The 13,671-nt window shown below is 68.4% G+C and carries 13 protein-coding genes; 4 read left to right on the top strand and 9 right to left on the bottom strand.

Annotation, left to right across the window (positions count from 1 at the left end; translation table 11 throughout):
• Positions 1 to 2: 2 nt before the first annotated feature.
• Positions 3 to 584, bottom strand: coding sequence for a c-type cytochrome (locus tag PV762_RS25275; protein ID WP_421037764.1), 582 nt, complete (start codon positions 582 to 584; stop codon positions 3 to 5).
• Positions 585 to 1,148: 564 nt separating this feature from the next.
• Here PV762_RS25275 and yihA point away from each other — a divergent pair.
• Positions 1,149 to 1,838 carry a ribosome biogenesis GTP-binding protein YihA/YsxC gene (gene yihA / locus PV762_RS25270; protein WP_421037789.1) on the top strand — a complete coding sequence of 230 codons (690 nt, stop codon included), beginning with the start codon at positions 1,149 to 1,151 and terminating at the stop codon, positions 1,836 to 1,838.
• A gap of 37 nt (positions 1,839 to 1,875) precedes the next feature.
• Here the strand turns inward: yihA and PV762_RS25265 are convergent, their stop codons facing one another.
• The 4 genes from PV762_RS25265 to groES form a co-directional block, all read right to left on the bottom strand.
• Positions 1,876 to 4,158, bottom strand: coding sequence for a patatin-like phospholipase family protein (locus PV762_RS25265; RefSeq protein WP_421037788.1), 2,283 nt, complete (start codon positions 4,156 to 4,158; stop codon positions 1,876 to 1,878).
• 205 nt (positions 4,159 to 4,363) lie between these two features.
• On the bottom strand, positions 4,364 to 6,442 hold the full coding sequence (locus tag PV762_RS25260; protein WP_421037763.1) for a DUF1631 family protein: 2,079 nt from the start codon (positions 6,440 to 6,442) through the stop codon (positions 4,364 to 4,366).
• 301 nt (positions 6,443 to 6,743) lie between these two features.
• On the bottom strand, positions 6,744 to 8,381 hold the full coding sequence (groL, locus tag PV762_RS25255) for a chaperonin GroEL (protein ID WP_421037762.1): 1,638 nt from the start codon (positions 8,379 to 8,381) through the stop codon (positions 6,744 to 6,746).
• Positions 8,382 to 8,432: 51 nt separating this feature from the next.
• Positions 8,433 to 8,723, bottom strand: coding sequence for a co-chaperone GroES (groES, locus tag PV762_RS25250; RefSeq protein WP_067277665.1), 291 nt, complete (start codon positions 8,721 to 8,723; stop codon positions 8,433 to 8,435).
• Between the two features lie 616 nt (positions 8,724 to 9,339).
• Between groES and PV762_RS25245 the strand changes: the two genes are divergently transcribed.
• On the top strand, positions 9,340 to 9,849 hold the full coding sequence (locus PV762_RS25245; RefSeq protein ID WP_421037761.1) for a hypothetical protein: 510 nt from the start codon (positions 9,340 to 9,342) through the stop codon (positions 9,847 to 9,849).
• A gap of 11 nt (positions 9,850 to 9,860) precedes the next feature.
• Here PV762_RS25245 and PV762_RS25240 read toward each other — a convergent pair whose 3' ends face one another.
• Genes PV762_RS25240 through PV762_RS25225 form a run of 4 tightly spaced genes read right to left on the bottom strand, consistent with a single transcriptional unit; the run spans position 9,861 to position 12,244 of the window.
• A complete protein-coding gene (locus tag PV762_RS25240) occupies positions 9,861 to 10,352 on the bottom strand; it encodes a DoxX family protein (protein WP_421037760.1) in 492 nt (163 codons plus the stop codon).
• Complete coding sequence (locus PV762_RS25235) at positions 10,349 to 11,110, bottom strand: DNA-binding domain-containing protein (protein ID WP_421037759.1); 762 nt, start codon at positions 11,108 to 11,110, stop codon at positions 10,349 to 10,351. The genes PV762_RS25240 and PV762_RS25235 overlap by 4 nt, the downstream gene beginning before the upstream one ends.
• Complete coding sequence (locus tag PV762_RS25230; RefSeq protein ID WP_421037758.1) at positions 11,107 to 11,955, bottom strand: DUF692 domain-containing protein; 849 nt, start codon at positions 11,953 to 11,955, stop codon at positions 11,107 to 11,109. The genes PV762_RS25235 and PV762_RS25230 overlap by 4 nt, the downstream gene beginning before the upstream one ends.
• Before the next feature lie 13 nt (positions 11,956 to 11,968).
• Positions 11,969 to 12,244, bottom strand: a complete 276-nt coding sequence (locus PV762_RS25225) for a DUF2282 domain-containing protein (protein WP_421037757.1) — start codon at positions 12,242 to 12,244, stop codon at positions 11,969 to 11,971.
• A gap of 177 nt (positions 12,245 to 12,421) precedes the next feature.
• Here PV762_RS25225 and PV762_RS25220 point away from each other — a divergent pair, with 177 nt between their 5' ends.
• Together PV762_RS25220 and PV762_RS25215 are read left to right on the top strand one after the other, a co-directional pair.
• Positions 12,422 to 12,967, top strand: a complete 546-nt coding sequence (locus PV762_RS25220; RefSeq protein ID WP_421037756.1) for a sigma-70 family RNA polymerase sigma factor — start codon at positions 12,422 to 12,424, stop codon at positions 12,965 to 12,967.
• Complete coding sequence (locus tag PV762_RS25215; RefSeq protein ID WP_421037755.1) at positions 12,964 to 13,605, top strand: NrsF family protein; 642 nt, start codon at positions 12,964 to 12,966, stop codon at positions 13,603 to 13,605. The genes PV762_RS25220 and PV762_RS25215 overlap by 4 nt, the downstream gene beginning before the upstream one ends.
• Positions 13,606 to 13,671 lie beyond the last annotated feature (66 nt).

Here is a 13,671-nt window from a genome sequence, read left to right as displayed (position 1 = left end):
GCTCAGCGCAGGCCGGCGATGTAGTCCGAGACCGCCTTGATCTCGCGGTCGCTCATCTTGGCGGCGATCGCCAGCATCTGCGGGCTGTTGGGGCGGCCGCCAGCGCGGAACGCCGTCAGCTGGGCCTCGGTGTAGTCGCTGTGCTGGCCGCCCAGGCGCGGGTACTGCGCCGGGATGCCGGCGCCGTTGGGGCTGTGACAGCCGGCACAGGCGGGCACCTGCTTGTCGGCGATGCCGCCCCGATAGATCTTCTCGCCCAGGGTGATCAGCTCCTTGTTCTTCGCGAAGCCGGGCTTGGAGCCCTTGCTGGCGTAGAACGCGGACACGTTGCGGATGTCGTCGTCCGTCAACGGCGCGGCCATGCCCGACATCACCGCGTTCTTGCGCTTGCCCGACTTGAACTCGTGCAATTGCTTGGCGAGGTAGTCGGCGTGCTGGCCGGCGATGATGGGATTGGCAGGACTGCCACGGGTGCCGTCGGCCGTATGGCAGGCGGCACAGACTTGCGAACTGATGGCCTGACCCTTGGTCAGATCGGGCTTGGCCGCCGCAGCGGGTTCATTGGCGTTGGCGGCGCCGGACATCAAAACCATGCTCGACAACAAGAAAGCGGCAGTCTTCATGAATGTTGAGGGTTGGGTGAGCGCAACCGCAGGATCTTACAATGCACCTCTTTAGAGCCCCGCAGCCCGATGACCGATTCCAACAAGAAACCCGCCCCTGCGGCCCCAGGGAAACCCGCAGGCCGTGGCGCGGGGCGCGCTGGAGCGTCAAAGAAGAAGCAGGGTCCTGGAAAAACGGGTATGCGCGCGGCCGCCAAGGCCCGCGCGAAGAACGCCGAGAAGGCGAAGGCGCAAGGCCTGCCCCCGCCGGTGAAGAAGACCGCCAGCACCGAGCCCATGACCCCGGGCAAGCGGGCGCTGGCCTGGACGCACACCGCGCGTTTCCTGACCACCGCCAGCCAGCTCAAGCACCTGCCGGTCAACGGCGTGCTGCCGGCGGACGCGCAGGCGCGGGCCGAGGCGGAGGCGGAAGCGGCGCTGGCCGGCGCGGAAGCCACCGGGTTCGATGAGATCGACGAGGTCGACGACGACCTGCTGGACGACGCCGACGTCGGCGCGCCGGAGGCGGATTCCGGCTCCGGATCGGTGGCCGAGGGCGAAGCGCTCGCGCAAGACCTGGCCCCGCGCCGGTTGCCGGAGATCGCCTTCGTCGGTCGTTCCAACGCCGGCAAGTCCACGGCGGTCAACACGCTGGCGCAGCAGAAGCGCCTGGCCTTCGCGTCGAAGACGCCGGGCCGCACGCAGCACATCAACCTGTTCGCGGTGGGCCCGCGCGACGCGCCGAACGCGCTGTTCGCCGACCTGCCCGGCTACGGCTACGCGGCCGTCGCGCGCGACGCCAAGCTGCGCTGGCAGCGCGTCATGGCCGACTACCTCGGCCAGCGCGAATCGCTGTCGGGCGTGGTGCTGATGGTCGATTCCCGGCTCGGGCTGACCGACCTCGACAAGCAGCTGCTCGAATTCGTCTCCGACCGCGTCACCGCCGGCGAGGTCAGCCTGCTGGTCGTGCTGACCAAGGCCGACAAGCTCAACCGCAAGGAAGGCGCCGCCATCCTGGCGCAGGTGCAGAAGGACCTGGGCGTGCTGGCGACGGAGGATTCCGACATCGGCGTCACGCTGTTCTCGGCGCTGAGCAAGCAGGGGCTGGAGGACGTCGCCGAGGTGATCTACGACTGGGCGCACGCCGAGCCGCGGACCCCGGACGGCGACGATGAGGACGACGACGCGGCGTCGGACGACACCGCCTCCATCGGCGACGAGGCCGACCAGACCTGACCCCGGGCCTCGCCGGCCCCGGGGCCGGCGATGACGCTCAGGGCCGGCCGATGAACACGTAGAACGCGGTCCCGCCGCGCGGCGCGTAGCCGACGCCCACGTACAGCGGCCCCAGCCCCGTGTCGGAGCCCAGGAACACGCTGCTCGCGTAACGCAGGTCCTTGGGACTGAAGTCGCGACGCGAGAGCCAGGTGTTGCCGGCCTCCAGCGTGCCGCCGATGAAGAAGCCGCGCGACAGGAAGGGCTGGTCGTTCAGGCGCCGGTAGTAGGTCGCCCGCGTGAACAGCAGCGAGTTGCCGCTGAGCTGGTTCGGGTTGTAGCCCGACAGCTGGTGGAAGCCGCCCAGCGTGTAGCCGCCCAGTCCGGTGTCGTCCGGCTGCTGCGACGCGACGGCCCGCGCGTACAGGCTGACCGTGTGCCCGCCGAAGCTGCGCACCACGTTCCCGTCCATGTTCAGCCGCAGGAAGCGGCCGCTGCTGAGGTTGCGGTTGTCCTGGCGGCCACCTTGCGCCTCGACGGTGAACCGGTAGCCGTGCTGCGGGAAATTGGCGTAGTCCAGCTGGTCCACCACGGTGCGCAGGCGGAAGCCTCGCTCGTAGCTGGTCCAGCGCAGCTTGCCGGCCTCCGGCGCGAGCAGGGTGATCAGATCCGGCTTCGCATGGCGGATCTGGCTGATCGCCCCGAGCCGCACCTCGCCCCAGCGTCCCCACGGCTGGCCGATGTCCAGACCCAGGGAGGCGTCGCGCCGCACCAGCCGCGCCTGGCCGAGGGCGGCATCGTCCGGGTCGTTGTCGTTGTAGACGATCTGCTTGCGCTGGTTGGCTTCGCCCCAGGCGCTGACGAACCAGTCGTCGGCCACGCCCAGCTTCAGGCCCAGCGGGTGGTAGAGCTCGGTGTAGAGCCGCGGCGTCTCGCCGATCGTGATCTGGTTGCGCCACTCGGTGCCCTTGTCGGTCAGCCAGTGGCGGTTGTGGCTCAGGCGCAGATTGAAGAAGCTGTCGCCGCTCGAATCGGTCGACAGGTCCATCCCGACCCGGAAGTAGTTCGGTCCCCAGGGCTTGTCTTCCATGTTGAAGACCAGCGTCTCGCCCTCGGGGCGTTGCTCGACGTGGTAATCGACGCGGTTGTAGTCGCCGCTGGAGGACAGGAAGCGCATGTCGCGCTCGGCCGTCTCGTTGTTGAAGGGCTGGCCGGGCTTCGATTCGAGCTGGCTGCGGAAGCGTTCCGGATTGGTGTTGTCGGAGCCCTCCAGCTTGACCGCGGCGATGAACACGCCGGGCGCCTTGGTGCCGATGCGGGCGATCTGCCAGTCGGTGTAGGTGCGCTCGTCGACGGCGTAGGCGCGCAGCTGCGGGAGCAGCGCCTCGGCGGCCTCCTCCCCGGCGCGGATCAGTTCCCGGGCCTTGTCGAAGTCGCCGGAGGTCAGCTTGCCCAGCGCCGGCGTGACCAGCAGGTCCTCGCCGGCGGACATGCTGGCGATGGAGCGCTGCACGTTCTGCTCGGTGAGGATGTTGATCATCTGGGCGGTCAGCCCGAGCAGGGAATTCAGCGTCTCGCGCCCGCCCACCGGCGTGCCGACGTTGACCGCGATGAGCCGGGTCGCCCCCATCTCGCGGGCGACGTCGACCGGGAGGTTGTTGACCAGCCCGCCGTCGCCCAGGATGCGGTCCTCCCATTCGACCGGCGCGAACACGCCGGGCACGCTCATGCTGGAGCGCAGCGCCAGCGCCAGGTCACCCTCGGCCAGGATGCGCTCGCGGCCGTTCTCCATGTCGGTGGCGATGGCGCGGAAGGGCGTCGGCAGGCGGTCGAACTGCTTCACGTCGCGCACCGGCAGCGTCAGCCGGCGCAGCAGCGCTTCCAGCCCGCGGCTGGAGAGCGTGCCGGTGGGGACGCGGACCTCGCCGTCGCGCAGGCCGAACTCGATCGTGGCGGAGAACTCGAAATCCTCCTCCTTGCGACGCTGCGACAGATCCTGGCGGTCGACGCGGCTCGCGAACAGCCGGTCCCAGGCGATCCGCGAGAGTTCGCGGTCCAGGTCGTCGGCGGACATGCCACTGGCGTAGAGGCCGCCGATGATCGCGCCCATGGAGGTGCCGGTGACGATGTCGACGGGGATGCGCTCGCGCTCCAGCACCTTCAGCACGCCGACGTGCGCCAGGCCCCGGGCGCCGCCGCCCGAGAGCACCAGGCCCAGCTTGGGTCGCTGGGCCTGGTCGGCCGCGGGCGTGGCCACGGGGCCCGGCGGCGGATTCGGCGGCACCGTCTGCGCGAGCAGCACGACCGGCGTGGCGAGGGCCGCCGCGGCGACGGCCAGCATCACGCGGCGGAGCCGGTCAAGGTGACGGATTCGGCGGCAGGACCAGCGGTGGCGGCCGGGAAGGGGGGAGAGAGGGGCGCTGGAATCTCGGAACACGGCGGACATCGGGCTGACGGCACAGGCCCTGCGGCAACGGCGCGAGGCGGGCGCATTGTGACCCGAAGCGGCTCGACGTCGCACGCGGCATCGAGCCGGCGGACGTCCGTCAGTGGTCGTTGCCGTTGTGGGGCGCCCGGTCCAGGTCCAGCATCAGCGTGCCGATCGCGCGCTGCAGCAGCGGCTGGTCTTCCAGCTGCGTGATCAGGCCGTTGGCGACGAGCTGCTCCAGCGCGCCGCGTGTCACCGAATGGCGATCCTCGGCGACCTGCCCGATGAACAGGAACATCTGCCGGCTGTCGCTGATCCACGCCACCTGCGCGGTGATCCATTCGCTGCGATGGAAGAAGTGGTACCAGCCGCCGATGTGCACGCCGGCGATCCAGTCCTGCAGTGCCGCGTGCGCGTGCGGGGAGTGCTCCTCGCTGTAGAGCGCCACCGGCACCGTGGGCAGCTGACCGCGATCGACGCGCTCATGGGCCCAGCGCGACGGGAGTTGCGACTCGCGCTCGTCCAGCAGCACCTGCAGCAGCTCTTCCGGCGTCTGCGCCGGACGACGCGGCGCGGGCGCCGCCGGGGCGTTCTCCTGCACCGCGGGCAGTCCGCGCAGCACGCGGCCGTGCTGGCGCATCAGTTCGTCGAGGAAGGCCTGCCGCTGCATCGGCGGCAGCGCGATGGCGTCCATGCCGCGTTCCAGCGCGCGGATCAGATCCGGCAACTGGCCGCGCAGGCGCAGGCGCGCCGCGTCGTCCGGCTGCGGCGACACGCTGTGCAGCAGCGCATCCACGAGCTCGATGTAGACCTGCGGTTCGGCGGCGTCGCGACCGTGGTGGACCATCGCCTGCGCGATGACCTCGACCCAGGGGCCGAGCAGGAAACGGCGCATCAGCTTGCCGGCCTGGGCATCGTCGAGCTGGTGCTGCAACTGGTCGCGCAGCATGCGCTGCCACTCCTGGCGGCGCTGCTCGCGGTCCAGCCGTTCCAGCGCGACGGCGCTGCGCTGGCCGCGGGCCTCGGCCTGGGCACGGATGTGGGACTCGACTTCGGTCAGCGCCTGCTGGAACTGCAGTGCCGACGGATGCGCGGCGTCCAGCAGCGGCTGGATCACGCGTTCGAGGAACTGCAGGAAGGCTTTCAGCGCCGCGTCGTCGCTGCGCTGGAAGCCCGCGCCGTGCGCGGCCAGGCGGTTCAACAGCTGCCAGGTCGGATGGTCCTGGCGCCGCAGCAGCGTGGGATCGGCCTTGGACAGTCGAACGATCGCGACCTGCAGTCGACCCATCAGCACCTTCAGCGGCGGCTGCAGGCTGCCGTCGGCGAGGATCTGGTCATACAGGCGCGATAACAGGTCCGAGCCCGGCGCGCCGATGCCCGGGCCCAACCGGGCCGGTGCCGCGGCCAGCGCGCCCGGGGTCGACGGCGTCGCGGCGCGCACCGATCCGAGTTCCGCGGCCCGCGTGTTCATCAGGTCCAGCTTCATCGCGACCTGATCGAGCGTCGCGTTCTGCGTCGGCGTGTCCGTCAGCGTCTTGAACTGGCGCAGGCGCAGGTCCGATTCCTTGATTGCCGAGCCGTGGCTGGTCAGCATCCCGGTCAACTGCGCCTGTCTCAGGCTCTGGCAGAGCAGGGTGTAGATCGGCTGCAGCCGGACGGCCAGCGGATGCGCGGCCATGCGCATCAGCGCATAGCGGCCGTCGGCGTCGAGGTCCACGCCTTCGATGGCGCGTGCCAGCGCCTGCGCGAACAGCGCCGCCCGCAAGGGGTTGTCGTTCTTCAGCGGTCGGGCGATGCCGCGCAGCGCGGCGAAGAAGTTGCTCAGCTGGTGCAGCTCCGCCCGGGACTGGTCTTCGATCGCGGTGATCACATGGGAGATCGCGACGTCCTTCAGCGCCTGGCCTTCGTCGACCAGACTCAGCGCGAAATCGCCGCGGCCGCGCTGCGCCGTCCGGTCCCGCTGCAGCGGGTCGCCGCCGTCGCGGGCGATCTTCAGCAACAGGCTGAGCGAGCCCTCGAAGTCGGCGGCAAAGCTGGCGCGCCGCTTGGACCAGCCGGCGAGTAGCTGGTGGTATTCCAGTCGGCTCTTGAGTTCGTCCTGCAGACCGTTGTAGACCGCATGCGCCAGGGTGGGCACATGCGCGAGCATGTCGTCGAGCAGGGACTGCTGGGAGGGCGAAGACGCTTGGACCATCATTTGTGACAAGTTGTCAGCCGCATTATGGTCGCCCCACATTCAGGTGACATCCCCTGGGGCACGGGGACGTGCGACCTGGGGAAAGCCCGGTGCTGGCGCGACCACGCGACCGGCGGGGTCGAATGATTCTGGGCGATTGGCGCGCCCGGTTTCGGCAAGGCGCCAGCCGACTTCGTATCGAATCGCAACGGCGTGTTGCCGTGCGAACGAAAAAAGGGGTCGCCGAAGCGACCCCTTTCGAGAACGTGAGTCCCGGGCCTGAAGCGCGGTGGGCGCACCGCGCGACGGGCTCAGGCGGACATCACATGTCCATGCCCATGCCGCCCATGCCGCCGGGCATGGCCGGGCCGGCGGACTCGTCCTTCGGCGCTTCGGCGACCATGCATTCGGTCGTCAGCATCAGCGAGGCCACGGACGCGGCGTTCTGCAGCGCGGTGCGGGTCACCTTGGTCGGGTCCAGGATGCCCATCTCGATCATGTCGCCGTAGGTGCCGTTGGCCGCGTTGTAGCCGTGGTTGCCGGAGCCGGCCAGCACGGTGTTGACGACGACCGACGACTCTTCACCGGCGTTGTAGACGATCTCGCGCAGCGGGGCTTCGATGGCCTTCAGGATCAGCTTGATGCCGGCGTCCTGGTCGGCGTTGTCGCCCTGGATGGTGCCAGCGGCCTGACGGGCGCGCAGCAGCGCGACGCCGCCGCCGGCCACGATGCCTTCTTCAACGGCGGCACGGGTGGCGTGCAGCGCGTCTTCGACACGGGCCTTCTTTTCCTTCATCTCGACTTCGGTGGCGGCACCGACCTTGATGACGGCGACGCCGCCGGCCAGCTTGGCCACGCGCTCTTGCAGCTTCTCGCGGTCGTAGTCGCTGGTGGCTTCCTCGATCTGGACGCGGATCTGCTTGACGCGCGCCTGGATGTCGTCGTTGGAACCGTTGCCGTCGATGACGGTGGTGTTTTCCTTGCCCACTTCGACGCGCTTGGCCTGGCCCAGGTCAGCCAGCGTGACCTTCTCGAGCGACATGCCGACTTCCTCGGCGATCACCTTGCCGCCGGTCAGGATGGCCAGGTCTTCCAGCATCGCCTTGCGGCGGTCGCCGAAGCCCGGGGCCTTCACGGCGACGACCTTCAGGATGCCGCGGATCGTGTTGACGACCAGGGTCGCCAGCGCTTCGCCGTCGACTTCTTCAGCAATGATCAGCAGCGGGCGGCCCGACTTCGCGACGGCTTCCAGGGTCGGCAGCAGATCGCGGATGTTCGAGATCTTCTTGTCGTAGAGCAGGACAAACGGGTTGTCCAGGATCGCCGACTGCTTTTCCGGGTTGTTGATGAAGTACGGCGACAGGTAGCCGCGGTCGAACTGCATGCCTTCGACGATGTCGAGTTCGTTGTCCAGGCTCTTGCCGTCTTCGACGGTGATGACGCCTTCCTTGCCGACCTTCTCCATCGCGTCCGCGATGATCTTGCCGATGGATTCGTCGGAGTTGGCCGAGATCGTGCCGACCTGGGCGATTTCCTTGGACGTGGTGGTGGCCTTGGAGGCCGCCTTCAGCTGGGTGACCAGGGCGGTGACCGCCTTGTCGATGCCGCGCTTCAGGTCCATCGGGTTCATGCCCGCGGCCACGTACTTCATGCCTTCGCGGACGATGGCCTGGGCCAGGACGGTGGCGGTGGTGGTGCCGTCACCGGCGTTGTCCGAGGTCTTGGAAGCGACTTCCTTGACCATCTGGGCGCCCATGTTCTGCAGCTTGTCCTTGAGCTCGATCTCCTTGGCGACCGAGACACCGTCCTTCGTGACGGTGGGGGCGCCGAACGAGCGCTCCAGCACCACGTTACGGCCCTTGGGGCCCAGCGTGACCTTGACCGCGTTGGCCAGGATGTTCACGCCTTCGACCATGCGGGCACGGGCCTCGCCGCCGAAGACAACGTCTTTTGCTGCCATGTGTATTTCTCCGAATTCTCTATCTGGATGAATGTCTGTCGCGGTCGCCGATTACTTGGCGATGACGGCGAACAGATCTTCCTCGCGCATGACGAGCAGCTCGTCGCCGTCGACCTTGACGGTCTGGCCGCTGTACTTGCCGAACAGGACGCGGTCGCCGACGGCGACGTTCAGGGCGACGAACTCACCCTTGTCGTTGCGCTTGCCCGGGCCGACGGCCAGCACTTCACCCTGGTCGGGCTTCTCGGCGGCGTTGTCGGGGATGACGATGCCGGAGGCCGTCTTGGTTTCGTTTTCCAGGCGCTTAACGATCACGCGATCGTGCAGAGGACGCAGTTTCATCAGATCTCCTTGACTATGCAGACTTGCTTCAATGACCCGCCGTGCGCTGAACGCACAAGCCAGTCCATCACAAGAAGTAAGCCCCTCAGCCAGGGCCGCGGGGCTTGTTAGCACTCGACCTTCGCGAGTGCTAGCAGGGAGATTATATGGACGGGTGGTGACGTTTCAAGGGCGCGGCTGAAGCCGTAGATGCCGGGAGGAGATTCGCAGGGCGGCGGGGGAGGGATTGTCCGTACGGGAAACACACCAGCCGTTGGGCGTGCGGCATTCGATTCAACCCGCCGCAAAACGCCGTCGTGAAGCGGCGTCTCGTGACATCAAGGTTGAGGGCACACGTGACGGGATCGCAAGCGTCATGGCGGGTTCCTAGGAGTATTGGTCGGAAAGGCCGTCACGATTTGGCCGATGAAGTGTCCGCGTTGGGAAAGCGCGCCCTTGCGATAAAACGTTTCTGGTTGAGCAGCGGGCACCCGGCCTATCCGGTGTTCTGGGACTTCGCCTATGCTTTCCTGGAAGAACGGTCGGCGACGATCTTGATCGGATCGAGTTCGGACTAGCGTTCCTCAATGAGGGCCTGATCGGCGGCCGGCGCATCGCGATGAGAAGATCCGGAGCAATGGCCAAACAGTTCAGCTACCACGCAACGGACAGCGACGTCGCTGCGATTCAGGACCTCCTGGTCGCTTCCGGGGACGTCGACGTCCTGTCAGACACTGCGACGGACGATCTGGCGGATCTGTTGCCGCTGGAGCGGTTGGCCATCCCTGTGTCCGCCGCGGGTCAGGTTTCCCTGACCAGCTACCTGCCGCCGAAGTCGCTACCGCGCAGGGTCATCTTGAAACGGCTGAGCCCGGTGAAGACGCACGTCGATCTTGAGAATTCCCATCTGATCGAATTGATCCGCCCGTACTACACCGGGTCGGAGATGCGCTGGGGACGGCTGTACTTCCACAACCGGGTCTTCGTCGACGGCAAGTGGGTCGCCAAGGATCCGGCCTTCTGCAAGTGGGCAGACGGCGTCATGACACGCGTGCGCAAATCGCTGCGCTACGACGGGCCGTCGGTCTACACGGCCAAGGCCGCAGCGGCCGCCTTCGCAGCGGGGACGTTGAAGGACATCTCCTGACGGTGCTGGGGTCAGCGCCGCCACGGACCGATTGCCTTTGACGCGAGCAGATGGTCCAGCGACCATCGGCCCGGCCCCCGACCGACCAGATAGAGCATCGGCGCCGCCCAGCTCAGGTGGGTCGGCCAGCCCGACGGATAGACGAAGGTCTGGATCACCGCCGTCATCCCCAGCACGCCGAGCGCCGCGACCCGCGTGCACAGCCCCAGCACGAGCAGGATGGGCAGCACGTGCTCCGCCCCCGTGGCGAGGTAGGCCGCCACCTCCGGCGGGATCAGCGGGAGCTTGTAGTCCTGGCGGAACAGCAGGAAGGTCGTGTCGGTCAGGGTGAACCAGCCTTCGACCTTGGTGCGGCCGGACAGCCAGAAGACGCCCGCGATGCTGAAGCGGCAGGCCAGTGCGATGAGGTCGGGCGAGATGAGGCGCTCCAGGCGATCGCGGATGGCCGCCAGGAACCCGGCGGAGTCGCGCCCGGCGCGAGAGGTGGCAGTGATGGTGTTCATGACGGGATCTCCATGACGCCCGTGAAGGCGCCGTGATTGAGCAGGCGGCCCAGCGCGGTGCCGGGAGTGAAAGCAGGGAAGCGGTCTTGGACCGCGTCGAGGGCGGGTCCGAGCGGCTCACCGGCGGCGCAGGCATCGAGCAGCGCGCACTCGGCGGCGGCGACCTCCAGCGCGACGACCGCGCCCGACGGCCGCGTGAGCAGCGCGCCCTGTCCGAGCCAGTGCGGCGGGTTGGGGTCGTCGGCGCCGGTGCGGGCGGCATGCCACAGGCTGAATGCGGGCCAGTCCTCAGACCAGCGCCATCGCGCCGCGGGGTGGGGCACCAGCCGCGACGCGGCCAGCCGTTCGGGGTCGAAACGCGCCAGCGACGTCGGGTCGAGCACCGGTGCGTCGACCGCGACATGACTTTCGCCCCAGAAGCGATCCAGACGGGCCACGTCGCCGAGCCAGGGCAGCTCGCCGCCGGCGAGCGCAGCATCGAGGAAGGCCGGGAAGGACGCGCCGTAGTGCTGGAGGTCGCCGCCCGACGGCGGATCGGCCCGCACGGCGTCCAGCGCCACCGCCTGCATCCAGGCGTCGCCGGTCAGGCGATGGACCGATGGATACAGCGAGATCAACGCGTCCGCGCAGCCTTTGAGCACGGTGTTGCGATACACGGCGAAGCCAGGCTGGGCAGCCACACCCGAGCCGGCAACGCCATCTTCCGGGTCGGCCCACAGGTCGCGCCAGAAGGACTCCTGGAGTTCGATGAGTCTCATGCCGGCACCTCTTGAGGCGCAGACAAGCGGACGTCGAGCACGGACTGCGCGTCACCGCGCTCAGCCAGGAGCTCGGCGAAGGGCGGCAGGTTGCCGTCGCGCTCGACGAGCGTCGGTCTGGGCCCGATGCGCATCGTCAATCGTTCCAGCAGCGCCCACACCGGCGCCGCGACTGCGGCATCGTGGCTGTCGATCAACAGCCCCGTGGTGGCGTCGCCATCGAGGCGATGTCCGGCGACATGGATCTCCATCACCGCATCGCCGTCGATCGCGTCGATCCAGGTCCCGGTGTCGATGCCGAGATTGCTGGCGGACACGAACACGTTGTTCACATCGACCAGCAGCCCGCAGCCGGTGCGGCGCACGAGTTCATGCAGGAAATCGACCTCGCCCCACTCGTGGGACAGGGTCAGGTAATGGGTGGGGTTCTCGATGGCGACGCGGCGCTGCAGCGCGTCCTGCATCCGGGAGAGGTTGGCCGCGACGCGGTGCAGCGCTTCCGTCGTGCGCGGCACCGGGAGCAGGTCCGGCGCATAGGCGCCGCCGAAGCGACTCCACGCCAAGTGCTCCGACACCAGCACAGGTTGCAGCCGTTCCGCCAGGGCGGCGAAGCGGCGCAGGTGCTCCGCATCCGGCGGCGCGGCGCCGCCCAGCGACATCGACACCCCATGCAGCGACAGCGGATGCGTCGCCCGCAGGGTCTCGAGCAAGGCCAGCCGCGGTCCGCCCGCCACGAGGTAGTTCTCGGGATGGACCTCGAACCAGAGTCCGGGCGCGCGCGCGGCGAGCGCGTCCTCCGCGAACTCGGGCTTGAAGCCGAGGCCGGCGCCCAGCGCGTGCGTCATGGCGATGCGAGGGTCAGGACTTGACCGGGGCCAGCGAACCCATGCCCTTGGGCGTCTTGATCGTGGTGCAGGTGCCGGCCGGGACGTACTTCCAGGCGTTGGCCTGATAGTCCATCTTGGACGTGCCGGCGCAGGAGGTGCCCGGGCCGGCGGCGCAGTCGTTCTTGCCGGCCATCGAGACGCCGTAGCAACGCTCCTTCTCGGCGGCGGGCTTGGCGTCCTGCGCCATCGCGGAGGCGGACAGGGCGGTCAGGGTCACGAGGGCGAGGCTGAGGGTGGTCGACTTCATGGGGGCACTCCTTGTGCATGGATGCGGGTTGAGGGTCGGACGAGGCGGTCTGTCCGTCACGTTCCGCAAGCTAGTTCGCCGCCGATCGGCCAAGGGTTACATCGCACCTGAAAAATTTTTCACTCTCTTTTTTCAGACCCCCTGTAACCTTTCGGCCCCATTAAGCGAATAGATCCCGTGATCGCGACAGAGCATGAGTTGCACGACCTTTTCGTGGCCGGGCTGGACGGGGACGCGGGGGCTTACCACCGCTTCCTCCAGCGTCTGGGGGCGTTGCTTCGCGGGTACTTCCGCCGGCGGCTGCAGCAATTGCCGGACGAGGTGGAAGATCTGGTGCAGGAGACGCTGATGGCCGTGCATAACCAGCGCCAGACCTATCGCCGCGGCGAACCGCTGACGGCCTGGGTCCACGCGGTCGCGCGCTACAAGCTGGTGGACCTCTGGCGCCGGCGCGAACGGCACGAGGCGCTGAACGAGCCTCTCGATGACGATCTCGCGGTGTTCGCGAGCGCGGATCACGAAGCCGGCGATTCGCGCCGCGACCTGAGCCGGCTGCTGGATCAATTGCCGACGAACCAGCGGCTGCCGATCCTGCACACGAAGGTCGAAGGGCTGTCGGTCCAGGAGACCGCCCAGCTCACCGGACTGAGCGAGTCGGCGGTGAAGGTCGGCGTACACCGGGGACTGAAGACGCTCGCGCGGCTGTGGAAGGACATGACATGAAAACCGACGACCTGATCGGACTGTTGGCGCAGGACGCCGCCCCAGTGCCGACGCGCACGGGAGAGCGGCGCTTCGCGGTCGCGCTGCTCGTTGGCATCGCCTTGGCGCTGGCGTGGGTGCAGGGAGCCTTCGGCATCCGCGCCGACCTGGCCGAGGTGATGGGCACGGCCGCGTTCTGGCGGAAGGTCGCGATGCCGCTGGCGGTGGCGGCGACCGGCCTGATCGTGGTGTTCCGCCTCGGGCACCCCGGCGCGCGCATGAACGGCTGGTGGCTGGGCGTGTGGCTGCCGGTGTCGTTGCTGTGGATCTGGGCGGCGGTGGTGCTCTGGATGGCCGAGCCCGCTGCGCGCGTGCCGCTGATGCTGGGCACGACCTGGCGCGTGTGCGTGTTCAACGTGACGGCGACGTCGCTGCCGATTGGCGTCGGCCTGCTGTGGGCCCTGCGCGGTCTGGCGCCGACGCGGCCCGTGCTGACCGGCGCGGCGGCGGGCTGGCTGGCGGGCGCGGTGGGGGCGTGTGTCTACTCGCTGCACTGCCCCGAGATGGAAGCCCCCTTCGTGGCGATCTGGTACGTGCTCGGGATGGGCATGTCGGCGGCGCTGGGAGCGCTCGCCGGAAAGCATTGGTTGAGATGGTGAGCGGGCCGTCCTCGCGGCCTTTCACGCGATATACGACAACGGCAACGCCGTCGTGAACTTCAGCTC

It is taken from the genome of Mitsuaria sp. CC2 (assembly GCF_048957715.1).
Classification (GTDB): Bacteria; Pseudomonadota; Gammaproteobacteria; order Burkholderiales; family Burkholderiaceae_C; genus Roseateles.
This window is presented reverse-complemented; position numbering and strand designations above follow the sequence as displayed.